Source organism: Pyrococcus yayanosii CH1, from assembly GCF_000215995.1.
GTDB classification, from domain to species: domain Archaea; phylum Methanobacteriota_B; class Thermococci; order Thermococcales; family Thermococcaceae; genus Pyrococcus; species Pyrococcus yayanosii.
Genome location: NC_015680.1, coordinates 709,594 through 732,622 on the forward strand (window position 1 = coordinate 709,594; position 23,029 = coordinate 732,622).

General features: G+C 50.5%; 26 protein-coding genes, 1 tRNA gene and 1 pseudogene. 11 read left to right on the plus strand and 17 right to left on the minus strand.

Annotation, left to right across the window (positions count from 1 at the left end; all coding sequences use genetic code 11):
- Positions 1 to 2: 2 nt before the first annotated feature.
- From PYCH_RS03945 to PYCH_RS03960, 4 genes and pseudogenes are all read left to right on the plus strand, one after another.
- Positions 3 to 738: pseudogene (locus tag PYCH_RS03945) on the plus strand (class I SAM-dependent methyltransferase).
- A gap of 53 nt (positions 739 to 791) precedes the next feature.
- Positions 792 to 1,901, plus strand: a complete 1,110-nt coding sequence (locus PYCH_RS03950; RefSeq protein WP_013905552.1) for an MFS transporter — start codon at positions 792 to 794, stop codon at positions 1,899 to 1,901.
- 258 nt (positions 1,902 to 2,159) lie between these two features.
- Positions 2,160 to 4,814 carry a valine--tRNA ligase gene (locus tag PYCH_RS03955; RefSeq protein WP_013905553.1) on the plus strand — a complete coding sequence of 885 codons (2,655 nt, stop codon included), beginning with the start codon at positions 2,160 to 2,162 and terminating at the stop codon, positions 4,812 to 4,814.
- Positions 4,815 to 4,983: 169 nt separating this feature from the next.
- On the plus strand, positions 4,984 to 5,568 hold the full coding sequence (locus PYCH_RS03960; protein ID WP_013905554.1) for a ferritin-like domain-containing protein: 585 nt from the start codon (positions 4,984 to 4,986) through the stop codon (positions 5,566 to 5,568).
- Here PYCH_RS03960 and PYCH_RS03965 read toward each other — a convergent pair.
- The 12 genes from PYCH_RS03965 to PYCH_RS04010 all read right to left on the minus strand — a co-directional run bounded on the left by PYCH_RS03965 (position 5,562) and on the right by PYCH_RS04010 (position 14,121).
- Positions 5,562 to 6,344: an RAD55 family ATPase gene (locus tag PYCH_RS03965; protein WP_013905555.1), complete on the minus strand. Its 783-nt coding sequence runs from the start codon at positions 6,342 to 6,344 to the stop codon at positions 5,562 to 5,564. The genes PYCH_RS03960 and PYCH_RS03965 overlap by 7 nt on opposite strands.
- Positions 6,345 to 6,355: 11 nt before the next feature.
- Positions 6,356 to 6,721: a methyl-accepting chemotaxis protein gene (locus PYCH_RS03970; RefSeq protein WP_013905556.1), complete on the minus strand. Its 366-nt coding sequence runs from the start codon at positions 6,719 to 6,721 to the stop codon at positions 6,356 to 6,358.
- Between the two features lie 53 nt (positions 6,722 to 6,774).
- A complete protein-coding gene (locus PYCH_RS03975; protein ID WP_013905557.1) occupies positions 6,775 to 8,073 on the minus strand; it encodes an RNA-guided endonuclease InsQ/TnpB family protein in 1,299 nt (432 codons plus the stop codon).
- A complete protein-coding gene (locus tag PYCH_RS10015; protein WP_013905558.1) occupies positions 8,070 to 8,225 on the minus strand; it encodes a hypothetical protein in 156 nt (51 codons plus the stop codon). Before PYCH_RS10015 ends, PYCH_RS03975 begins: the two co-directional genes overlap by 4 nt.
- 59 nt (positions 8,226 to 8,284) lie before the next feature.
- Entirely contained in the window at positions 8,285 to 9,487 is a 1,203-nt protein-coding gene (locus tag PYCH_RS03980; RefSeq protein ID WP_013905559.1) for a methyl-accepting chemotaxis protein, read from the minus strand.
- A 1-nt stretch (position 9,488) separates the two neighbouring features.
- Positions 9,489 to 10,139: a DUF257 family protein gene (locus tag PYCH_RS03985; RefSeq protein WP_013905560.1), complete on the minus strand. Its 651-nt coding sequence runs from the start codon at positions 10,137 to 10,139 to the stop codon at positions 9,489 to 9,491.
- Positions 10,140 to 10,419: 280 nt separating this feature from the next.
- Positions 10,420 to 10,704: an IS1/IS1595 family N-terminal zinc-binding domain-containing protein gene (locus PYCH_RS10360; protein WP_449417948.1), complete on the minus strand. Its 285-nt coding sequence runs from the start codon at positions 10,702 to 10,704 to the stop codon at positions 10,420 to 10,422.
- Positions 10,587 to 10,832, minus strand: coding sequence for a hypothetical protein (locus PYCH_RS09940; protein WP_158306786.1), 246 nt, complete (start codon positions 10,830 to 10,832; stop codon positions 10,587 to 10,589). The genes PYCH_RS10360 and PYCH_RS09940 overlap by 118 nt, the downstream gene beginning before the upstream one ends.
- A 73-nt stretch (positions 10,833 to 10,905) precedes the next feature.
- A complete protein-coding gene (locus tag PYCH_RS03995; protein ID WP_013905561.1) occupies positions 10,906 to 11,178 on the minus strand; it encodes a cation:proton antiporter in 273 nt (90 codons plus the stop codon).
- Positions 11,179 to 11,210: 32 nt separating this feature from the next.
- A complete protein-coding gene (locus PYCH_RS04000) occupies positions 11,211 to 12,353 on the minus strand; it encodes a cation:proton antiporter (RefSeq protein WP_013905562.1) in 1,143 nt (380 codons plus the stop codon).
- Between the two features lie 11 nt (positions 12,354 to 12,364).
- On the minus strand, positions 12,365 to 12,892 hold the full coding sequence (locus tag PYCH_RS04005; RefSeq protein WP_013905563.1) for a CBS domain-containing protein: 528 nt from the start codon (positions 12,890 to 12,892) through the stop codon (positions 12,365 to 12,367).
- A complete protein-coding gene (locus PYCH_RS04010) occupies positions 12,889 to 14,121 on the minus strand; it encodes an Nre family DNA repair protein (RefSeq protein WP_013905564.1) in 1,233 nt (410 codons plus the stop codon). The genes PYCH_RS04005 and PYCH_RS04010 overlap by 4 nt, the downstream gene beginning before the upstream one ends.
- A gap of 105 nt (positions 14,122 to 14,226) precedes the next feature.
- Between PYCH_RS04010 and PYCH_RS04015 the strand changes: the two genes are divergently transcribed.
- Positions 14,227 to 14,466: an Lrp/AsnC family transcriptional regulator gene (locus PYCH_RS04015; protein ID WP_013905565.1), complete on the plus strand. Its 240-nt coding sequence runs from the start codon at positions 14,227 to 14,229 to the stop codon at positions 14,464 to 14,466.
- Here the strand turns inward: PYCH_RS04015 and PYCH_RS04020 are convergent, their stop codons facing one another.
- Entirely contained in the window at positions 14,467 to 14,790 is a 324-nt protein-coding gene (locus PYCH_RS04020; protein ID WP_013905566.1) for a signal recognition particle protein Srp19, read from the minus strand.
- 56 nt (positions 14,791 to 14,846) lie between these two features.
- Here PYCH_RS04020 and PYCH_RS04025 point away from each other — a divergent pair, with 56 nt between their 5' ends.
- The 4 genes from PYCH_RS04025 (at position 14,847) to PYCH_RS04040 (ending at position 16,712) form a co-directional block, all read left to right on the plus strand.
- On the plus strand, positions 14,847 to 15,461 hold the full coding sequence (locus tag PYCH_RS04025) for a DUF257 family protein (protein WP_048058196.1): 615 nt from the start codon (positions 14,847 to 14,849) through the stop codon (positions 15,459 to 15,461).
- 3 nt (positions 15,462 to 15,464) lie between these two features.
- Positions 15,465 to 16,226: a tRNA (adenine-N1)-methyltransferase gene (locus PYCH_RS04030; RefSeq protein ID WP_013905568.1), complete on the plus strand. Its 762-nt coding sequence runs from the start codon at positions 15,465 to 15,467 to the stop codon at positions 16,224 to 16,226.
- A 107-nt stretch (positions 16,227 to 16,333) separates the two neighbouring features.
- Positions 16,334 to 16,411: transfer RNA gene (locus PYCH_RS04035), tRNA-Val, on the plus strand.
- A gap of 67 nt (positions 16,412 to 16,478) precedes the next feature.
- Positions 16,479 to 16,712 (plus strand): helix-turn-helix domain-containing protein, encoded by a 234-nt coding sequence (locus tag PYCH_RS04040; protein ID WP_013905569.1) that lies wholly within the window; start codon positions 16,479 to 16,481, stop codon positions 16,710 to 16,712.
- On the opposite strand, the gene PYCH_RS04045 is transcribed toward PYCH_RS04040, so the two are convergent.
- The 4 genes from PYCH_RS04045 to PYCH_RS04060 are packed head-to-tail and all read right to left on the minus strand — an operon-like array spanning position 16,682 to position 20,326.
- Positions 16,682 to 17,878: a soluble NSF attachment family protein gene (locus PYCH_RS04045; RefSeq protein WP_237698690.1), complete on the minus strand. Its 1,197-nt coding sequence runs from the start codon at positions 17,876 to 17,878 to the stop codon at positions 16,682 to 16,684. The genes PYCH_RS04040 and PYCH_RS04045 overlap by 31 nt on opposite strands.
- Before the next feature lie 38 nt (positions 17,879 to 17,916).
- The gene (locus tag PYCH_RS04050) at positions 17,917 to 18,552 is read right to left on the minus strand and encodes a Ribonuclease P protein component 3 (protein WP_013905571.1); all 636 of its coding nucleotides are present in this window, start codon (positions 18,550 to 18,552) and stop codon (positions 17,917 to 17,919) included.
- Positions 18,539 to 19,006 (minus strand): RNA-binding protein, encoded by a 468-nt coding sequence (locus PYCH_RS04055; RefSeq protein WP_013905572.1) that lies wholly within the window; start codon positions 19,004 to 19,006, stop codon positions 18,539 to 18,541. Before PYCH_RS04055 ends, PYCH_RS04050 begins: the two co-directional genes overlap by 14 nt.
- 33 nt (positions 19,007 to 19,039) lie before the next feature.
- Entirely contained in the window at positions 19,040 to 20,326 is a 1,287-nt protein-coding gene (locus tag PYCH_RS04060) for a tRNA (N(6)-L-threonylcarbamoyladenosine(37)-C(2))-methylthiotransferase (RefSeq protein WP_013905573.1), read from the minus strand.
- A gap of 138 nt (positions 20,327 to 20,464) precedes the next feature.
- Here PYCH_RS04060 and PYCH_RS04065 point away from each other — a divergent pair, with 138 nt between their 5' ends.
- Both PYCH_RS04065 and gltA read left to right on the plus strand, forming a co-directional pair.
- Positions 20,465 to 21,334 carry a sulfide/dihydroorotate dehydrogenase-like FAD/NAD-binding protein gene (locus tag PYCH_RS04065; protein WP_013905574.1) on the plus strand — a complete coding sequence of 290 codons (870 nt, stop codon included), beginning with the start codon at positions 20,465 to 20,467 and terminating at the stop codon, positions 21,332 to 21,334.
- Complete coding sequence (gene gltA / locus PYCH_RS04070) at positions 21,335 to 22,753, plus strand: NADPH-dependent glutamate synthase (RefSeq protein WP_013905575.1); 1,419 nt, start codon at positions 21,335 to 21,337, stop codon at positions 22,751 to 22,753.
- Positions 22,754 to 23,029 lie beyond the last annotated feature (276 nt).

A 23,029-nucleotide genomic window follows, 5' to 3' on the forward strand; every position in this document is an offset into this window, starting at 1 on the left:
GCATGCACGAACTTTATACTATTTTATCGGAGTACTACGCGGAGAAGGGCCGAGCGCGTTAAGGACGAGATAAACTTCGTGGAGGGACTCTTTAGAGAGGATGCGGAAAGGGAAGTACGGCGAATCCTAGACCTTGCCTGTGGAACCGGAATTCCAACGCTCGAACTCGCGAGGAGGGGATACCATGTTACAGGCCTCGACCTCCACGAAGAGATGCTGACCGTCGCGAGAAGAAAGGCCGAAAGGGAAGAGCTTAGCGTCGAGTTCATTCAGGGAAACGCGCTTGAGATAGATTTTGAGGAAGAGTTCGACGCGATAACGATGTTTTTCTCTTCAATCATGTATTTCGATGATTCTACAATTCAGGTATTATTTAATTCTGTAAAATGGGCTCTCAGGCCGGGCGGGATTTTCATCGCCGACTTCCCGTGCTGGTACTACGGCGGAAGGGACGGCCCGATAGTATGGGACGAGCGGAAGGGCGATGAGCGGTTAATCCTAACCGACTGGCGAGTTGTTGAACCCGCCTTCCAGAAACTCCACTTCAAGAGGCTCGTGCAGATAGTGAAGCCCGACGGGAGCGTTAGGGCCTTCATGGTGGACGATGAGCTCAACATCTACACCCCAAGGGAGATTAGGCTTTTGGCCGAGAAGCACTTCAGGAAGGTCAAAATCTACGGAAACCTGCGCGAGCTGAGGCCCAACGACAGAAGGTACTGGCTGGTGGCAGTGAAGTAGCCCAAAATTTTTAAACCCCCATCACTTCTGTGCAGGGATGATGCCTATCGTTCATGGAAGGAGGAAAGCGCGGTCTGGAATGGCGCTACACAGCGGCGGCACTGCTGAGTTCGCTGGGCTCGGCGGTACTGGGCCCTTACCTGAGCCTGTGGCTTAAAACGGTGGGCCTCAGTTTTTCGGAGATTGGCCTGGTTCAGGGCGTTTCTGAGATCGTCCAGCTCCTAACGGACTTTCCAACGGGCGGTTTTGCGGATAGGTACGGCAGGGTGAAAACGTACGCAGCGGGGAGTGCTCTCTTCGGCACCGGACTCCTGATGATAGCGCTCTCCAGCGGCCTTCCTATGATTCTCCTGGGTTCGGCAATGACTGGATTTGGGGCGGCGCTGGTCAGCGGGACGATGATACCTTGGCTGTACGATTCCCTTGGCGACGGCAACAGGGTCAAAGACGTCCTCAGCAGGGTCAAGGCGCTCTCAGGGCCGGTTCGATTTGCTGGTGGTCTTTCCGCGGGTTATCTGGCATCACTCGCACCGAATCTGCCCGTGTTAGCCGCGGGACTGCTCTCGATCGCATCGGCCCTCACGGCGTACCTCCTGCTGCCGGACAACTACGGGACGCGGAAAAAGAGCTACGTTGAGGTGCTCAAGGAGGGTCTGCACGAGCTCAGGCACAACCGGGCAGTTCACTTCCTTCTGGCTGCTTCATTCCTCCTCAGCTTCTCCGCCAGGGCGTTTTTCACTTTCTGGATGATACTGCTTTCGGGCAGGGAACTTCCAGAGACGTACATGGGTCTGCTCTTTGCACTGATGGTGCTGTCCACCTCCGGGGGAGCGCTGATTGCAAAGAAAATCAGTCCCACACCAAGGACACTCGCCGCATTAACGGCACTGTGGGGACTTGAGATACTCCTCCTCGGCCTTGTGGAGGGCCTTGCACCCAGTATTCTGCTGCTTTTTGTCATTGAAATCACGCTGGGAGCCAGATTTCCGGTGATGGCCGTTGTCAGGAACAGATTCATCCCATCCGAAGCCCGTTCGACCGTTAACTCCGCGATGAGCACGATGGCGAGTGGCTTCATGGCCGCCGCAAACATCTTCGTTGGAGCACTGGCCTCTTCCTTTGGCCTGGAAACAGCGTATGAAACAGCCGGATCCTTGCACTAGCATCTGCCATTCCACTGCTGTTGCTCTCGGAATTCGACCAAGAATGAAGGTTCTTTCATTTTTTAACCCCAAACTTTTTAAACCTCGAGCTCATCTCCATACCTTGGTGGTGCCTATCGTCCACCGTAACGCCGATTTCGACGTCTGAGAATTTCCACGCTTCTTGGTTAGCCCTTACTCCGGCACCGCCATTGCCAAGATTTTTAAAAGCTCTTTCTGAGGATAACCTATCATTAAAAAACCGAAAGGGTGATCCCCATGCTCCCGAAGAACTACGACCCCAACGAGATTGAACCGAAATGGCAGAAGTTCTGGCTCGAGGAAAAGATATACAAGTATGATCTGGATGAGAGCAAGCCCAGCTACGCCATCGACACCCCGCCCCCGTTCACGAGCGGAACACTGCATTTGGGCCACGTCCTTAGCCACACGTGGATTGATATAGTGGCGAGATACAAGAGGATGAGGGGCTACAACGTGTTGTTTCCCCAAGGCTTTGACAACCACGGCCTTCCAACGGAACTCAAGGTCGAGAAGGAGTTTAAAATCAGCAAGGACGAGCCGGAGAAGTTCCTCCAGAAGTGTATCGAGTGGACCTGGCAGGCCATCGAGGCTATGCGCAACCAGTTCATTCGCATAGGATATTCGGCTGACTGGGATTTGGAGTACCACACGATGGACGATGATTACAAGGCCCTCGTCCAGAAGACACTTCTTGAGTTCTACAAAAAAGGCCTACTCTACCAAGCGGAGCACCCTGTCTACTGGTGCCCGAGATGTAGAACAAGTCTCGCAAAGGCCGAGGTAGGTTACGTTGAGGAAGAAGGCTACCTCTACTACATAAAGCTTCCCCTAGCCGATGGTTCCGGCTACATACCCATAGCCACGACGAGGCCAGAGCTCATGCCCGCCTGTGTTGCCGTGTTCGTGCATCCAGAAGATGAGCGCTACAAGCACCTCGTGGGCAAAAAGGTGAGGCTTCCGATATACGACAGGGAAGTACCCATCCTCGCGGATGAAGACGTTGATCCAAGCTTTGGAACAGGTGCAGTCTACAACTGTACCTACGGCGATGAGCAGGACATAGTCTGGCAGAAGCGCTACAACCTGCCCGTCATAATAGTCATCAACGAGGACGGCACCTTCAATGAGAAGGCTGGGCCGTACAAGGGCATGAAGGTCGAGGAGGCAAGGAAGGCAATCGCCAAGGATCTCGAGAAGATGGGCCTCCTCTACAAGAAGGAGAAGATTAAACACAGGGTTTTGAGACACACGGAGAGGAGCTCCTGTATGGCTCCCATCGAGTTGCTCCCCAAAAAGCAGTGGTTCATTAAGGTAAAGGACTTTACGGATGAAATCGTCAAGGTCGCAAAGGAAATTAACTGGTATCCAAGCGACATGTTCCTCCGCCTCAAGGACTGGGCCGAGAGCATGGACTGGGACTGGGTCATAAGTCGCCAGAGGGTCTTTGGAACGCCCATCCCGTTCTGGGTCTGCAAGAACGGCCACATAATCCCAGCAAAAGAAGAGGACCTGCCGGTTGACCCGCGCTTTGAGGAGCCTCCCGTTGAGAAGTGTCCCGTTTGTGGAGCAGAACTCGAGCCTGTAACTGACGTCCTTGACTGCTGGGTCGATTCGAGCATAACACCGCTCGTCATAACAAAGTGGAGTAAAGACGAGAGGTGGTTCAAGCACAACTTCCCAACAGCCCTCAGGCCACAAGGAACCGACATCATAAGGACCTGGGCCTTCTACACGATATTCCGCACTTACATCCTCACCGGCGAGAAGCCCTGGAATGACATCCTCATCAACGGAATGGTCGCCGGCCCAGACGGCAGAAAGATGAGCAAGAGCTACGGCAACGTGGTTGCGCCGGACGAGGTCATACCAAAGTACGGCGCCGACGCCTTGAGGCTCTGGACAGCCCTTGCACCACCCGGCGAAGACCACCCCTTCAAATGGGAAACCGTGGATTATAATTACCGCTTCCTCCAGAAGCTCTGGAACATCTACCGCTTCGCCGAGCCTCACCTGATGGACTTTGACTACGAGAAGTACAAGGACATCGAGCTCGAACCCCTCGACCGGTGGATACTCTCAAGACTCCACAGGCTCATCAAATTCGCTACCGAGGAGATGGAGCGCTACCGCTTCAACCTCCTTACCAGAGAGCTCATAACCTTCATCTGGCATGAAGTGGCGGATGACTACATCGAGATGATAAAGCACAGGCTCTACGGCGATGACGGAGAGAGCAAGCTCAAAGCTAAGGTCGCCCTCTACGAGTTGCTCTACAACACAATGCTCCTCCTCGCACCGTTCGTGCCACACATCACGGAGGAGCTCTACCACGCCATATTCAAGAAGCGCGTTGGGGCCAAGAGCGTGCACCTCCTTAGCTGGCCCACCCACGATGAGGGCAGGATAGATGGGGAAGCTGAGAAGCTCGGTGAACTTGCGAGGGAGATAGTCGGTGCCATGAGGCGCTACAAGAACTCCCATGGCTTAGCACTCAACGCAAAGCTGAAGCACGTGGCCATATACGCCACCGACAGCTACGAGATGCTTAAAGCCATAGAGAAGGACATAGCCGGTACAATGAACATTGAGAAGCTGGAGATAATCAGGGGTGAGCCAGAGCTTGAAGAGAGAGTCATCGAGATAAAGCCTAACTTCAGGACCGTTGGGCCGAAGTACGGCAAGCTCGTGCCGAAGATAATCGGCTACCTAAAGGAGCACGCCGACGAGGTTGCAAAGGCTCTCAAGGAGAGAGGCAAGATCGAGTTTGAGATAGACAACCAGAGGGTCGAACTTGGCAAGGACGACGTCGTGCTCAGGAAGGCAGTCTTCAGCGAGGGTAAAGAGGTAGAAACGGCCGTCGTAGGGGATGCCGTCATTCTCTTCTTCTGAAGGTTCTCTTCATTTTTTCCACTATCAACCTTTCTCAAAATTCTGCCACGCTGGTCGATTGAAGTGATATTTAAGACATCGCTATGTCCCTCCTTCAAGTTTTGTCTTGAACAAGATATCCGAAAAGATTTTTCGAATAAACACACTAAAGTCTTATGGGGGATGACATATGGGCAGGGCATTAGAGCTTTTTATGGAAAGGGTAAGCGTGGAGGAAGAAGTTAGGAAAACGTTACGTGAAGTTTTGAATAGGCCCATAAAAGAAATCCTAAGCTACGTTATAATGAGCGAGAAGGACGCAACGTCGATGTACAACTACCTCTATCAAAAGATCCCTATGGACTACGCCAAAGAGACCTTCAAAAAGTTCGTTGAGATGGAGGCGTCTCATGATAGGAAGGTTATGAGCATATTCAACTCACTCTTCCCGGGAGAAGAGCCTCCAAAGGTTCCCTTCAAGAGCTGGACGGAAATATTTGCTGAGAAGGACTTTCGGCTAAATACCGTGAAGGATTACCTAGACATATTGAAGATAGCCATGGACTCCGAGATTCTTGCGGAGAAGGTTTATCAGTTCCTTGAAGAACGCCTCGAGGATCCAGCCCATAAGAGAATCATGCTTGAACTTGCCCAAGATGAAAGAGAACACTACGAATTCATAAAGAAAGAATATGAACTATGCTCAAAAATTGAAGCTGAAATGAGCCTAAAAGAGCTCGTGAAGGAGCTGATGAGGGACAAAAAATCTCAATGACCTTTACTCTTTTTGGTAAAGGTTAGGCTGTGAGAGGAACCTTCTCCTGTGGACTTGACTTTGAACTCGTAGCTCATAGGTTCAAACTCAGGAGTAAGGGCTTTGAGAATTGTCATCTTCTCCACAAGCTCTCCATCCCGCGATAGGTTGGAGGTAAACGCTATCAGTGTATCTGAAATGCTCGAAACCCACGCTACGAACCTCTTCGAAACGACATCTGTGTTCAGGAGGAATATCGTTATTATATTCTTGCGATTGTACATCTTTGCCAGATATGCAACCTCAGCGTTAAGGAGCTTTATGGTGACATGCTCTCCAAACATTGTAACCACGCCGTCGAGAGTGTAAACGAGCTTCACTATCCTCCTATTGCCCGCCGTGGGATATACCTCAGTCTCGTAAACATGCTCAATCTTTGGTGTGAGAGTCTCTTCGGTTGGATTCTCCACCTGTATCACGTAGTCGGCGAATGGAGGTATCGAGTATTTTGACCCGAATATATCGATAATCTTAACATTATTGTTGGTGGCCAATCTCTGGAGGTTAAGGCCAACGAAGGACGCTCGTGAGAGAACTTTGATTGCCGGTAGCGAGTAGTTGTGAATAACTCCAAAGGAATCCCTATTGACGAGGTTCTTAAACATCTCGAAACCGAGGGCCCATCCTAGGGAGAAAGCGTCGTAAAGGATGGATATAATGGAACATCTCTCTAGTCCTCCCCCAAGGGCTTTATCTAGAACTTCAATGTCAAGGGGTAAGGTCGCAAAAAAGTCCACACTTCCTCACCTCACGACGTTTCCACCTTTATGAACTCAACGGATTGTCTGAGGTTCCTAACTATATTCCTAAGCTCGGCTATATTCCTCTTGACCTCCTCAAGGGCTGAGGCCTGTTCCTCTGCACTTGCACTGACTTCCTCCGCGCTGGCCGTCATTTCCTCCGCGGAGGCGGCAAGGTTCTCAAGGGCCTTTTTAGACTCCTCGACCTTCTCTTGGGTCATTAAGACTTCATCCTTAATTTCCTTAAGCTTCTCCTCCACATCGTCGAGTAGCTCTCCTATAGTCATAAGGTACCCAACGGTCTCCCTTAGGAAGTCAACGGAATCATCCACGACCCGAACCCCTTTCCTAGTTTCCTCGACGGCTCTCTGCACCTTTTCTTGGATCTGACCTCCTCCCCGCCCTGAAGGGCGAGGGTTCCAACGAGTTAACCCCTCGCCATTGACGGGGAGGTTTGAGGGGTCTCCATCAGGAACCCTTTCAAGGGTTCCCTGAACCCCTCGGGGACGGCCTTGCCCCCGTTACCCCTACCTGCCGTTAAACCCGGCAGGCTCGGGGTTATCGTTCTAACAACTTTCTTCAAGATATTAAACGCTCCAACCAAGTCCGCATTCATAACAACGCCCTCTCTGTGGCACTTAAACAAACCTCTAACGAACCTACCATTAGGGTGGCGTTGGCCACAGAGAGGGCAAGTCTTTGAAGTGAAAGCCTCATCAACTATAACAACTTTAATACCATACTCTTCGGCAACCTCCTTGAGTCGTTTGATGACGTAATTGAAACGCCAAACGTGGGAAAGCAAGAAGTTTTGCTTTCTACCCTTGTCTGAATTTCTTGCAATTTCTTTTGGGTAACCAACCACAATTCTGCTAACGCCTAATTGATAGAGTTTTTCAACTGTCTGCCTAACTGCAGTGTTAATGTAGTGTTTAGCTTGAAGTTTGGCTTTTTGATACATTCTCTTAAGTTTTCTGCTCTTTTTAGCACTACTCTTGTTGAGCTTAGACTGATAATCAGCAATCTGCTTTTGCCAGTAAAAGGCGATACTTTTTAATGGTCTTCCATTAACCAGAAATGATTTGCCGTTCTCGACATAAACAGCCATTAGATTGTTCACGCCCAAGTCAATTCCCGCAGTTAAACTTCCTAAAGGTTGTCTCGGAACTCTAACCCATTCTTTCCAAAATTTCTCTTCCACCGTGTAGCTGATGTGGGCGTACCATTTTCGCTTCACATCGTCGTAAACAATTTCAAGTCTTCCCTGCTTGCCCTTCCAGTGAATTCTACCCTTGAATTGAATCCTCAGTCTACCAAATTTTCCGAGCCTCCTCAGCTCGATAACGTTCCCATCAATCCGGTACTGGTCATTCCTCAGTGGAATGATGAAGCGCTTCTCTTCTTTAATGAACTTTGGAGGTTTTGGCTTGAACCACTCTAGTAATTCTCCAGCTTTTTTCTTCTTGTTCAGGGAGAAGAAGCTTCTCCAAGCTTCAGCGTTCTTTCTTGCTAATTGCTGGACTGTTGAACCGCCAATCCAATCCTTAAAGTAGTAATAGGCTTCTTTTTCCGTCCCATTAAAGTCTATCTTGCCAAACTCTTTGAATTGCTTCAACCTCTCGTAGTTAATTTTGTTCCAGATTATGGCTGTAGCTTGAGCTAACTCGAAGAGGATTTTCTCTTGCTCTTTTGAGGGCTGTAGTTTTACCGTTACTGAACGCTTCATTTTTCTTCCCGCTCAACTTTTTCAATCCAGAGCTTCATAGCCTCAGTAACTGCAACTCCTAATGCCCCCCTAATCCGCCCATACTTCTTTGCCACGAGCTTTCTGAACCTCTCCTCAACCCCATCATCAACGGAAACAGTTATGACTCCCATGCTCCCACCATTAAGTATTAATACATACAAGTATTTAAGCCTTTCTTTTGCTTTCCTGCTCAAGAGCCAAATTCTCGAACACTGTACCCCGCCCTAAAGGGCGAGGCTTGAAAAGAAAAAATGTCATTGACTATTCTCTTAATGTTGTCAGCTGCATTTTTACTCTCTTCGGCAAGGTTCCTAACCTCTTGGGCAACGACAGCAAAGCCCCTGCCAAGTTCTCCTGCCCTAGCCGCTTCTATAGCGGCGTTCAAGGCAAGAAGATTTGTCTGCTCAGCTATATTTGCTATTGCGTTCGTTATCTCGTTGATTTTCTTACTCATTTCCGCAACTTCAAGGACAGCATCCATTATGACTTTCATAGCATCTTGTATTTCTCCCACCTGGGATATGGCCCTCTCTCCCTTCTCCTTGCCCTCTCTCGCTATACCTATGACATTTTCAACCACATTGCTGAACTCTTCCATGGCCTCAACGGTCTTTTGGCTAACCTCTGCCGTCGTATTCATGCCCTCCATCACCATCGTTATGCTTTCCTGCTGCCTCTGAGCCTCAGTGCTGACTTGTTGAATAGCCTCTGCAACTTGATTCACGGCCTCAGTGATCTCGGTTGCTATCCTCGTGAGCTCGTCGGCCCTCTTCTCCAGGGTTAGGGCAAGGTCCTTCACGGTCTTCATGAGAGACCTGAGCTGTCCTATGGTTTTCCTCATCGCGTTCAGGATTGTCTCGAAGTCACCCCTTGCATGGAGAGTGAGCTCCTCCGCGATGTCTCCCTTTGCTATCTTCTCCATCCTCTCAGTGATAACTTCCAGTGTCTGCAAAACGTCGGTGGATATCGTCTTAAAGGCCTCGAGAAGCTTTCCTATTTCATCTCTCTCGAAGTACTTTATCCTACTTATGAGGTTCTCCGCCTCCTTCAGTCTTCCTTCCGCTATCGTCTCGGCCACCCTTGTCATCTGGATGACTGGGCCAAGGGCCGATTTCATGAGCCAGTAAGCGACACCTCCGGACACAGCCGCCGTTATTGCCATGACGCCTATACTTATCCATAAGGTCCGCCTAAGCTTGGAAAGTGCACTGGCAAGATGCTCCTCGAGCGTCACGGTTCCGCTCGCGCTGGTCTCCGTTTTAACGGCCTGTATTGTCTTTTCAAGGTCAGAAGCCAGGTTGTGCGTAGCTATCTGCTGCACCAGTATTGCACTCAAGACAACGAGAATTAGGGGAATTGCAATTGCCAATGTCAGCTTCCTCTTAAATTCCATATTATTCTATCACCTTCCCCCTTGCACCCTTCAGCTCCGGGAAAACGCTCTTCTTCACGACAAAGGAGTGCCCATCATCGATAACCCTGATGACCACGGGAAATATCATCCTAAGCATTGAGAGAACTTCGACGGATACCTTCTTTATCGCATCAACGTTGAGAAACACGATGTCCCTGATGTCTATCTCTTTAGTAACGATATATTCTCCTATGTCATGAACCTGCTCGATGAGCTCTTTCTTGTCGAAGATGTTCATTATGTTCTCAATGCCAAGCTGGATGTTTATTGAGAACGTGCCTTTTGGTAGTGTCGTGAGGACCTTTCCAAGCGCTTCCTCATAGAGGGTCTTATAAACGGGATACGCGGATACAGGAATCTTGTGAAGAACGTTTCCGACGTTTATCTTTCCTCCCACCTTAATTATGGCAGCATTCTCGATTATACTCGTGTCAAGGTCAAGGAGTTCAGCCTGATACTTGTAAATGGCGAGGGTGTCAAGGAAGTCCGTGATTATTATCCCTATAGAGTCCCCGTACTTATCCTTTACCTTTTTTATGATGTCGAATATCGTCGGGCCAAGTATATCTTCGGATGTGTGCTCTACCAGTATGCTAATTCGTTTCTTCTCAAGTACATCCAAGATAGTCATGCATATGTCACCTCTTTTAGCACTAAACCCTTTAATTAATTTAAGTTTTTCTGTTCAATTATAGTCATAAACGCTCGGACTTTTTGTTATAAAAAATTCTGAGAACGCAACAAATTTCCGGAAATAATCAAAAACTGTGTATGGGGGTCTCAAGAGGAGAAATTGAGTCAACTTAAATTGCACAAACTTATGCCATAATGCCTGTAATTAATCATTATAAATTCAAATCAAAATTGTCAGACTGTTAACATACTCATTTTTTGGAAATAAAATGTTAATATTATTCATCTAGTAATATCCTCAGCAGAGTTTTGAAGAATTTTTTATGTTGATGTATATTCTTTGATAGTCTCTTAATAGTTGACTGTGGAATTTCCAAAACCTTGGCTGTGAGGCTATCACTTACCTTGAGTTCGAGCTTGAAATAGGCAACGAGAACTGCATTCTTTAGGCTATGAACACCTTTAAGTGGTGTCCCCTCGAGTTCTGTGAATGTCCTTCCGCACCTCTTACACTTAAATCTTCGAACCTTAAGTTCATCCCGCTTAAGGTACCCAATTCTGATAACTTCTGTTGAATGGCAATAGGGACACCTGCCCCCCCCAATATTCTTACGGCCTCTAACACATCCTCCTCCGAAAGGGCTAATAGCTCTCTTATTTCATCAATTACTGACTTCATAGTTGGCTTCAATATCGGGTAATTATCCAAATCAATTTAAAGATTTAACGTCCACAAATGATACCTAATGTCCTAACTAATCCCCTTATGTAGACCTATCTTTCTTCAGCAACGGCGGCGTTATTATCGTCGTCACGAACACCATGGATATCAAGATCGCCAGTGCATTAGGGCCTACAACTCCATTCCTCATCGCTATGGCCGGTATAATTCCACACCCATTCTCATGCCAATTCCTATCCCCAGAGAAGCTGAGTATGGCGGCGACAGAATAGATTAGAGCAAACAACCCAGCGCTGTGCATGTAGTCCAGCTCAATTCCCATCCCGACTTCCACGAAGAGCAGAGAGATAAACAACGAGTAACCGAGTGTGTTGATAGAGTCCTCTGCTACTCCCTCGTGAACACACATTTAAGGAGGAATGGCGTAACAATAGTTGTAATGATGACCATCGTCACGGGAATTGCGAACGTCCCCCTATCAAACGCTCCTTCCCTGAGGGCAACATTGGCCATTATCAGGGCGACTTCCATCCTTGGTATCATCCCCATACCAATTTGAAGGGCTTCGATAGGCGTGAACTTCATTGCTAGAGCTCCAATTCCACAGCCGACAACCTTTCCGGCTATCCCGAGGAAAGCGTAGAGGATGGCGAAGGTTCCGGCATGGGTAAGCACCCTTACGTCGCTCTCGATCCCTATGCTGACGAGAAATATGGGGATAAAGAGAGAATAACCTATGGTTACCATCTTGTCGGTTATCTTCCGGGCTTCTCCGGAAGCTCCAATTAGGATGCCTGCAAGGTACGCTCCCGTTATCCCGGCTATCTTAAAGTGCTCGGCTATGGAAGCGAATATCAACATTATGGCCACGGCCATAGCCGTAACAGTTTCTGGAAGCGTTATTCTCTTGGAAGCTTCTAAAATCCTTCTTACGGCCGGCGTTCCGAGGAGAAGGCCCAGGAGGAAGAATAGAGCCGCTTCAACTATTATAAGAATCAAATCCTCCATGTAAACGGTTCCCCTAGTGTTTATGCCAACGAGAATAGTGAGGACGATAATGCCCAGAACATCATCAACAACTGCCGCCGCAAGGATCGTTGTCCCTACCCGCGTCCTGAGCTTCTTCATTTCCATGAGGATGCTGGTGGTGAGGCCAACGCTTGTGGCCGTGAGAATGCCACCTAAGAAAAGAGCTTGGACTCTGGGATACCCCCAGGCTAGGGCCCCGAGGTATCCGAAAGTGAAAGGTATCAAGACCCCTAAGACAGCCACGAAGAAGGCTGGAATTCCCACATGCTTGAACTCATCGATGTCAGTTTCAAGCCCGGCAAGGAATAAAAGTATGACCACGCCAAGGTCGGCGAGCAGTCTTACCTCTTCGTCGTAGGATACTAGGTTGAGGATTGAAGGGCCAATGACGATACCACCCATGAGCTGGCCCAACGCCGCAGGAAATCCGAAGCGGACGGAGATGTAGCCGAACACTTTGGCGACTATAAGGATCAGGGCGAGCTCTAGGAATACATCCATACCTGACACCCTCAGAGGGCCACTATGCGTATCAGCCTGATAATGTCCTTGACCTCGAGAAGCCCATGGACGAGTCCCCTATCATCTACTACGGGCAAATGATGTTTCCCGGTCTCTATCATAACCTTTATGGCGTAACCTAAGTTATCGTCCACGTGGACTGTTATGGGCTTCTTAACCATTATATCCTCGACACGCGAGGCTCTTGTTAGGGAATACTTCTTGAGGAAGCCGAGCCCTACGATCGAGTATCTTCTCGGTGGAGTGAAGTAGTGGAGGAGGTCTTTCATCGTTATGAATCCCACCAGCCGTCCCCTATCGTCCACAACGACCGCCGATGTCTCCTCACTGGTGAACTTCCCTATGAGCTCGAATAGGGGTGTTTCGGGCCTTACCTTTAGGAATTCCTTATCCATGACTATCCTGACAGGCACCTTGGATATGTAGCGGATATTATGGCTGAGGTCTTCCTTTCTTGCTAGTAGGACAAGCTTCCTCTTTCCCATAATAATCTTTGCCTTAACCCCCTTTCCCCTCATGACCGGGCTCCCCCGAAGAACTCATCAAGCCTCCTCTGGGCCCTCTGCTTCAGGAGCCAGCTCTTGGCGAGATAACGCTCGAGAGGGTGCTCTAAGAACCTCCCAACCTCCCTCAGGGCTTCATTAAGGGTCTCAAACCTTCCAACCGGATTCTCGAGGGCCTTTCTTATCCCGACCCTAATCTGCCATACTCCGACGGGGGCGTAGTAGGCGGGGGTAATCTCCCTGAACACGAGGATTTTTGCCTGCCTCTTCCTTTTATCAAGGGCCTCGAGAACGCTTAGACGGGCCGCATAGTAGGCACCGGTAGTCTCCTCAGCGTAGCCCTTAATCCCGCGGAAGTTCTCGTAGTCGTGGAGTACCTCCGGTTCAGCGCTCCCGAAGAGGGACCCCTTAAGCCACACCTCGAGTAGCTCAAAGGAGTACCGACCGGGTATCAGAAGGACAGCGTACCTGTTGCCCAGAAACTCGGCGAAATAGAGCTCATAATGGGAGATTTCAGGATAATCGAGAACTTTCCTCCTTAGGAAGTTCCCTATGGTGTCCTGAACGGCCGTTATGCTCCATCTCGTTGGTACAAGCCTTGGCCTGAGTCCGAGGAGGCCGACCGAAAGGAGGCGGACTATGTAGTACTCATCAAAACCCCATTCGTAGAGGCGCAGGATTGCATCCGAGGCCTTCAGCTCGTCTTCAACCACCCTGTCGGTCTTCCTAGGTATTTTGGGATTTTCAGCGAGCTCGAATCTTAGCATCTCGGCCCGGGGGCCAAGGGGAGGCGCGAATTCACTCGGGAGCACCTTCAAGATGGGCCTTCTCTTCAGCAACACTTCGCTGTCAACTGGTTTGATAGACATTGCGAGCTCTTGAATTTCCCCCAGCACTCTGCCGCTCTTCCTCACGTCCACATCGGCTCGCATCTCTCCCATAACGAGGAGGGAACGATAGTAGAGGATATCCCTTACGCTCCTGCCCTCCCATCGAAGGGGGTCGTCAAGGTGCCTCGTGTTTCCCTCTACCGGCGGAACGAGAGGGCCTATTTTAACCCTAGGATAGCCGAATTCGCCGACGAAGACACTTGGTGGTGACGAACCGAAGATGTCGGTTCTGTCCACGAATTTAGCAACCTTCTGAGCAGCCATGAACCTTTCGAGTATTGGGCATGTAGGCCTGCCGCAGAGTAGCTTTCTCCCCTTGCAGAGGGCACAGAGCTTCGAGTTGAACCTCATCATCCTAAAATCTTCCAACCCCTCGTTATCAGCCTTTCGGTTGTTACGAAAAGCTTAAATCATCCAAAGGGTAGCTCTAAAGGGAAAGCTCCCAGCTGGTGATGGAAAATGGTTAGGGCCTACGTTTTACTGACGGTTGAGATAGGAAAAGTTGAGAAAGTCATAGGGGAGATAAAGAAGATACCCGGCGTTATAAAGGCCGACGCCGTGACGGGTCCCTACGACGCCATAGTCCACATAGAGGCTACTGACCTCGGAGAGCTCACGAGGAAAATACTTCACGACATCCACAACATCGATGGCGTTATCGACACGACAACTGCCATAGTGGTGGAGCTCGAAGAGTGACTACCTCCTTCTCTTCCCGCCCCTGTAGCTCCTCTTCCTGAACTCTCGAACCTTCTGGGCTATTAGTTTTAAGGTCTTGCCCTTTCCGTGGGGGCTTTCAATGATCGCCCTGCCCGGAGCCCTGAGGTCCTCATCAAGTCCCGAGAGTCTTGGGTTCAGCTTGTCCTCCTCTACCTTCAGCACCTTGAAGCCTAACGCCTCCGCAGCCTCAACGATCTCGGATATCTGAGGTGATTCAACGGCCACTGACTTTGGCACAACCCTACCGTACTTTTTCGAAAGCCGAGCATCGATCTCGCTAGCCCACACGATGAACCTTGCCACGGTCCCACCTGACAAAGCTTAAAAGAATAAAAATTAAAAATCCTTTGGTGGGTGTGATGCTCCCTGGACAGGTTGGTAAAATAATCATGGATAAAATTAGGAACGGGGACGTTGTCCTAATCGAGTACCCGAGTACGTTTCCAAGCCATAGGCTCTTATGGGAGACCCTTATTCCCGAGCTCGCCGAAGGATTTGACATCGTCATAGACGATTTCTTCGGAGTCGGAGACTTACTGTTCAGGGCTTATATCAGGAGGATAACGGCCGAAGAGTACAAGAAGATAATGGACATCGTTGGGAGCGTTAAGGTTGTCAAGATAGGGCCCGGAAAGGTCAGCTATGGTCGGCTGGTCGAGGAAATTCCCCTTACCTACGATGTCTCCGAGTTCATAAAGCTCTACTACCCGAGTATAAGGAAGGTCATCTCGAAGGCCTCGAAGAAAGTTGTCTTCATAACTGTGGGCCTTTCCGAGTACCTATACTTTGGGGGTGATAAAGCCCTCCAGACGATTCTCTTCAGCCGTAGCAGCCTTCCCATAGAGGACTGGACGTCAATCTATCTGCTTAACACGTCCCTGGTCCCGGCCCAGGCCTTAGCGGCCCTCGAGGAGATAAGCCCCCTTATAATATCTTCCGAGCCCTCCGGCAAGGTGGTTATCAAGAAGGGGTGAGCCATGATAAAAGAAGGGGACAAGGTTCTTCTCGTTGATCCGAGGGGAAAGAAGTACCTGATTACAGTTAGGCCTCGCGAGTTCCACACCGACCTCGGCGTTCTCAAGCTTAACGAGCTAATCGGCAAGGAGTTCGGGGACGTGATTAGGAGCCATAAGGGAGCCGAGTTCAGGGTTCTGAGGCCAAGGATAAATGACTTTATAGAGAAAATGAGACGTGGGCCCCAGATAGTTCATCCAAAGGATGCCGCCCTCATAGTTGCTTATGCCGGAATATCCCCCGGGGACTTCATAGTGGAGGCGGGGGTAGGTAGCGGGGCCCTGACGCTCTTCTTGGCCAACGTCGTTGGTCCGGAGGGCAGAATAGTGAGCTATGAGATACGGGAGGACTTCGCGAAGCTGGCCTGGGAGAACGTCCGATGGGCAGGTTTTGACGACCGCGTCACGATTAAGCTAAAGGACATCTACAAGGGAATAGATGAGAGAGATGTGGACCATCTCGTTTTGGACCTACCCCAGCCTGAGAGGGTGCTGGAGCACGCCCTTGAGGCCCTGAAGCCCGGTGGGTTCTTCGTGGCCTATACACCGTGTATGAATCAAGTCATGAGGCTCTACGAAAAGTTGGAAGAGTTCAAGGATAGATTCTCTAGGGCCAGGACGATAGAGGTTCTCGTGAGGGAGCAGGAGGTCAAGAGGGAGTGTATGAGGCCGAAGACTACGATGTTGGCCCATACGGGCTACATAACCTTCGTGAGGAAGCTGTAGCGGTCAGGCGAGAGGGGGCTCATCACATCTCAGGGTACCGTGAAGCTCATCATCCCAACCGGAGTTTCCCGAAAGATTTATAATTTTCACCCCCTCCCAACGAAAGGGGGCCCGTGGTCTAGACTGGTTATGACGCCGCCCTTACAAGGCGGAGGTCCGGGGTTCGAATCCCCGCGGGCCCACCATTGCCGCTATGGAAAGATTTTTTAGTGCCCCCTATGTACCCTCCCCGGGTGTTTCTCATGAGGGGGGATGGAGTTTGCCAAGCTCCCACGGTCAGCCAGAGAGGTTCTTCAGGTCCTTGATAGGCCCAGGTCTTCTAGAGAGATAGCTCAGCTGACAAACCTCTCCGAGAGAACCGTCAGACATGCTCTAAAGATTCTGAAAGGCTCTGGGCTCGTCAGGGAGGTCTTTCTGCTCGGAGACACGAGGAGAAGGGTTTACGTGAGAGCTCTTCATTCCGCAGATATGCCCTCTGCCTCATAGATTGCCTGGAGAATTTTATCTCCCTCTTCTTTGCTTTTGATAACTTTTTCGGCGGTCTCGATGGCTTCAATGAACTTCGCATGCCTTACTAGAAAGTCTATGGCGTCAAGGGCCTTCAAAAGGCGGAGATCATAGTTCTTTGCTGCGAAGTATCGGATTATGCTCATTCTTATCCTGGCCCTGAAGTCAACCCTTCCGCCGCTCTCCTCTAGAGCCTGTCTGTAGATCCTCAAACCATCCTCAAGCTTGCCCAGGGCTACTAAGGCTTCAGCGAGCTGCATTAACTTCTCCCCCACGAGCTCAAACTTGCCCTGGCTTCTGTAGTCTCCAATGATTTGATTAAGCATCTTTATGAGGTTTATCCCTATGAGGTTTGCCCTATTCAAGTTTCCGGCTAGTAGGTAGGCATACTGGGCCTTCAGGAGGAGGGTCGTCATCCCATCTAGGTCTCCCTCCGCGTAGGCGAGCTTGCTAGCCTTTTCGTAGTGCTGGCCTGCCGTCTCCACGAGCTCCCTGAATCTCTCGTCGTAGCCAAATATGCTCTTTATGTAGTTAGCAACCTTTTGGAAGGCCTCTGCGGCCGCCTCGTGATTTCCTTCCGAAAGGGCATCCTCGGCTATCCTTCCGTATATATCAACGAGTTTGCTAGCGACCTCCTTCATGTGATCTTGGTCGTTTATCAGCTCGTAATACCGGTAGGCGGACTCGTATGCGGCTATCGCTGAGTCAAAGTCGCCGGCCTCCACGTAGCTCGCTCCGAGGTCTTCGTACATCTGGGCGAATTCAAATGTGTACTTTTTCAGGCTCTCCTCTTCCTTAAGAAATGTGAAGGCCTCTATGACGTTCAGGCAGAAGTCCCCCAGCCTTTCCAAATTGACTTCTGGCCTGTCAATTTCCTCCTCAATCAGGCGAAGATACAGGTATGCCGCCTTCAGCATGAGGGGTCTTGCCCTCTCCTCAAGCCCGAGCCTCTCCTTGAGTATGAGGCCAAGGTCCTTATATATGGTCGCCGCCTTTATCACATATCCTCTGTCCTCATAACCCTTCGCAGCTCTCAGCAAAAGCTTCACAGCCTCTTTGATTTTACCCTCGCTAAGCTTCTTGTATCCAACCTTCTCAAGTTCCTCCGGGTCTGCCATGAGGAGATTTACGTCCAACCCCTCCACCCCGCTGGTTGTTAGCCTGTTATTATCGGGAGGTAATATTATTTAAGCCTTTCCAGGAGGCTGAGGGGGTAAAATGATAGGGAGGCCTTTGCCTGCGCCGGATCCATGCCAAGGGCGATGCCAAGGCTCATAAGCTCCCGGGGTCCTCTCACCTCCCATCTGTTCCCGGCGGAGCTCGTGAGGAAGCGTGGGACACCGTACTTGTCCACGAGTCTCCAGACTCGGGCCATAAATTTGAGCATCGTGGCTCTCTCGTATGGGGAAGCCCTCAGGAGGGGCCCCATGGGAAAGCCCACCGCAACACCTTTCTTGGCCGCCAGCCGCGCGAGGACGTGGTCGAAGCCCGGATCTCTTCTCCCCAGCCAGGGTCCTATGATGGCGTCCACCCCAGTCTCGATGGCATATCTGACCACCCGGAGGTTGCCCCCTTGAACGTAAAGGAGAACCTTTCCTATCCGTTGTCTGAGCGTTTTTATCAGGGATGGCCTTTCGGTGATTACAAGAAGAGCAATCTTCCCGTATTCCCCCCTGAGCTCTCTAACCCTTTCTTTCAGCTCGCCAATGTCTGGCTCTTCCTTCAGGGAGAGCTCCATCGTGAAGACTACCTCGTCGAACCACTTCCTCGCGAGCTCGTAGGCATCCTCGCTTCTCACGTCCATTTCAACCATCTTCATCAGAGAGCCACTCCCGAACGGCCTTGACAACACTTTCCTTCTTCATAGGGAACGCCTTCACCTTTATCCTCACGTGAATAACGTCTTCTCCTTCCGTGACCTTCACCTCGCCCAGGTAGGCCTTTTGCTTGTCGAAGCGGATGTAGAAGGTGCCTGTCTCATCGACCTTCTCCTCAGCGTGCTCTACCAGATAGGCCTTGTCCTCTTCGCTCAGAAGCTTCTTGAGATTCTCGAGGAACTTTCTAACGTTCTTGCTCCTCCTGAGCTCCGCGTCCACAACAAGGATGGGGTTCCCAAAGTAACCCTCCGTCTCTATTACTTCGAACTCTACATCCTTTGGTGATACATCATCGGGAAACAGCGTCTCAAGTGCCTCGAGCACTTTTTCCGGATCCTCGGTGGCGTGGATGAACGTCCTGATCTTCACACTATGAGCTTGGAGCCTCTTAACCATCCTCACCCACCAGAGAAAACTTCGCACCGGAGATTAAAAATCTTCGTGAAGTCGTTCGCCAAGGAGATACGTCGCCGTTGCCCCCTTGACCTCTACGTCTGCAAATTCGCCTGCGTCCCCTGACGGCAGGATTATGTGCTTGTAGTTCATCGTAACGGCGTCTATGTTGCCCTTCTTCCCTGGCCCGTGAACGAGCACTTTGAGTCTTTTCCCGATGTACTCCATGTTGATCTCGTAGCTTATCCTCAGGCGGAGGTGGTGGAGAAGGCGGGAGCGCTCTTTAATGATCCAGCCTGGTAGTTGTTTCCACTTGGCGGCCACGGTCCCGGGTCTCGGCGAGTAGCGGGAGACGTTAACCTTGTCAGGCCTAATCCTCTCTATTAGGGCCACGGTTCGCTGGAACGCCTCCTCGTCCTCGCCAGGGAATCCCACTATGACGTCCGTGTGGAGGTTGAGGTCAGGGAAGGCCCTCCTGAACTCAGCAACTATCTCCTCGAACTCCTCGACGGTGTAGGTTCGGCCCATGCGTCTGAGTATCTCGTTGTCGCCGCTCTGGACGGGGAGATGCAGGAATTTGTAGATTTTCTCGTCCTGATATGCCTCGATGAGCTCATCGAGAAACTTGATGACGTGGTTGGGGTTCATCATGCCAACTCTAATTCTGAACTCCCCATCTATGGCCGTTATCTCGTCTAGGAGCTCCGCGAGGTTCGTGCCTATGTCGAAGCCGTAGCACCCGGTGTCCTCCGCAGACAACCATATCTCCCTGTAGCCCCTCTCGATGGCCCACTTGACCCAATTCACGATGAGCTCCGGCCTGTAGCTCTTGAGAACGCCGCGGGCGAGACGTGTGGCACAGTAGGTGCAGGCGTTTAGGCATCCTTCGGCTATGGGCACCACGAAGCTGATGCCGGAGGTAGGGAGCCGGGGAAGGGTAAGCTTGTCTAGGTTTCTCTTCCTCCAGTCAGGCACGCTTATGATCTTCTCCCCCCTCTCTGCCGTCTCAATTGCATAGGCTATCCTGTCTATGCTTTTGACTCCGAGAACGGCAGATGCCCTTTCGTCTATGACGGAGGGGTTTACATGGGGCAGGCACCCGGTCACTATTACCTTCTTTCCGGCGTCGAGGAGCTCCCTAATCCTGCGGGCCATCTTTACTTCCGTTGGATCCTTGACGGCGCAAGTGTTCACGACGACGTACTCAGCCTCCTCGATAGTATCCACTATCTCGTGTCCTGCGAGCATTAGTATTCCAGCCATGAATTCCCCATCTGCCCTGTTCCTGGCACATCCATAGTTCTCTATGTGTACCTTGGCCATAGCTGACCGGAGTTCTCAACCCATTTTAAAGGTCTTGCCCCTTGCTTAAACCAAAGGTTTACAATAAGTTTATAAACACCTAACGTTCATTTCCAATGGTCACGTTCAAAAATGGGCGTATGGACGGAGGTGTTCATCGTGTACAAGATCCTCGAGAAACGGGAAATCGCTATGAGGAACACATGGTACAAGATCCATGCACCTCACGTGGCCAAAAAAGTTCAAGCCGGCCAGTTCGTCATTGTAAGGGCTTTCGAGAATGGGGAAAGAATCCCGTTAACTCCAGTCATGTGGGACAGGGATGAGGGATGGATAGTCTTGATAGTTTTCACCAGGGGCAAGACAACGATGAGGATGGCTATGGAAATGAAAGAAGGGGACTACCTTCCCGATGTCGTCGGACCCCTAGGAAATCCAGCGCCGATGGAGAGGTTTGGGAAGGTTCTCGCCATAGGGGCCTACACCGGGATAGTCGAGGTCTATCCCATAGCCCGTGCTTGGCAAAAGATAGGCAACGACGTTACGACGCTCCACGTAACCTTCGAGCCAATGATCATCCTCAAGGACCACCTGGAGAGGGCCGTCTCGAGGCACATAGTGGAGCCCGTCCCTCTCGACCCGAACCTTGACCTTAAGGAAAACATGAGGAACGTCACGAAAAGGCTCACCGAGAAGGTCAGGGAGATGCTGGAGAAGGAGGACTACGACCTTGTCTTCATGGTCGGTCCCGTTGGGGACCAGAAGGCTGTCTTTGGAATCGTGAAGGAGTTTGGAATTCCCATGCGTGTTGATCTCCATCCGATAATGGTTGATGGTAGTGGTATGTGTGGTGCTTGTCGTGTTACCGTGGGGGGTCAGATCAAGTTCGCCTGCGTGGACGGACCAGAATTCGATGCCTATCAGGTTGATTGGGATGAACTCATCCACAGGGTAGGGTTCTACGCCGATATGGAGAGGAAGGCAATGGAGCTTTACATGGCGGGGCTTATGTCTAGGGGGGTGGTCTAATTGCCGAAGCTCATTAGGGGGAGGGTTCCTACTCCTGAGAGGTCTGTTGAGGAGAGGGTTAGGGATTTTAATGAGGTTAATCTTGGTTATACCTTCGAGCTTGCTCTCAAAGAGGCTGAGAGATGCTTACAATGCCCAAAAGAATATGCGCCGTGCATAAAAGGATGCCCAGTTCAAATAGACATACCTGGCTTTATTAGGGCGTTGAGGGTGAACAAGGAGAACCCGCGCAAGGCTGTGAAGGAAGCTTTGGGGATAATCCGGGCTAACAACGCTTTGCCCGCAATTACTGGGAGGGTTTGTCCGCAAGAGGAGCAGTGTGAGGGCGTGTGTGTAGTGGGTAAGGTTGGGGATCCAATAAACATTGGAAAGCTGGAGCGTTTCGTTGCGGACTACGCGAGGGAGCATGGAATAGAGGATGAACTGCTCATGGAGGTCGTCCCGAATATAAGGGGGAATGGGAAGAAAGTTGCGGTTGTTGGTGCTGGGCCTGCAGGCTTAACTTGCGCCGCTGAACTCGCCAAAATGGGCTACGAAGTTACAATCTTCGAAGCCCTCCACGAACCCGGAGGCGTCCTAACTTACGGCATACCAGAATTCAGACTACCAAAAGAGATCGTAAAAAAAGAACTCGAGAAGGTAAAGAAGCTTGGGGTGAAGATAGAGACGAACGTCCTCGTGGGCAAGACGATAACCTTCGAGGAGCTCCGCGAGGAGTTCGATGCAATATTCATAGGGACGGGTGCCGGAACACCGCGCATTTACCCCTGGCCGGGCGTCAACCTCAACGGCATCTATTCGGCCAACGAGTTTTTAACTAGGATTAATCTTATGAAGGCTTACAAGTTCCCCGAGTATGACACGCCCATAAAGGTTGGGAGGAGGGTGGCCGTCATAGGTGGTGGCAATACAGCCATGGATGCCGCCCGCTCCGCCCTCAGGCCTGGAGCTGAAGTCTGGGTACTCTACCGCAGGACGAGGAAGGAGATGACGGCTCGCGAGGAAGAGATAAAGCACGCCGAGGAGGAGGGCGTTAAGTTCATGTTCCTCGTCTCGCCCAAGCGCTTCATAGGGGACGAGAATGGGAATCTCAAGGCAATAGAGCTGGAAAAGATGGAGCTTGGTGAACCGGACGAAACGGGGAGGAGGAAGCCGGTCCCGACGGGCGAGACCTTCATCGCGGAGTTCGACACAGCCATAATAGCAATCGGCCAAACGCCCAACAGGACGTTCCTCGAGACGGTTCCGAACCTGAAGGTTGATGAAAAGGGCAGGATAGTGGTGGATGATAATCTCATGACGAGTATTCCGGGCGTTTTTGCGGGTGGCGACGCTATTAGAGGAGAAGCGACAGTAATTCTGGCAATGGGCGATGGTAAAAAAGCCGCAAAAACCATCCACAAATATCTTTCTTCCTGATTTCTTCTCAAATCTCGCCGTTCAAGGCTCCGGCAACTACTTTTGCCTTCTATATCGGCTCTCACAATTTTTAACACTTCACGTACTAAAAAGATAATTCCATTATTTCCTTTTAAACATGCCGAAAATTTTATAATTAATAACTACAATAATTATGTGGTGGTAACTTGTGAGTGGAAGACAAAAATATTATGGAGTTGTGTGGATTGTTATATTCATAGTATTTGCAACCTTAATAACAGCCACATACTGGTCAAATAGATGTTACGAGTATCG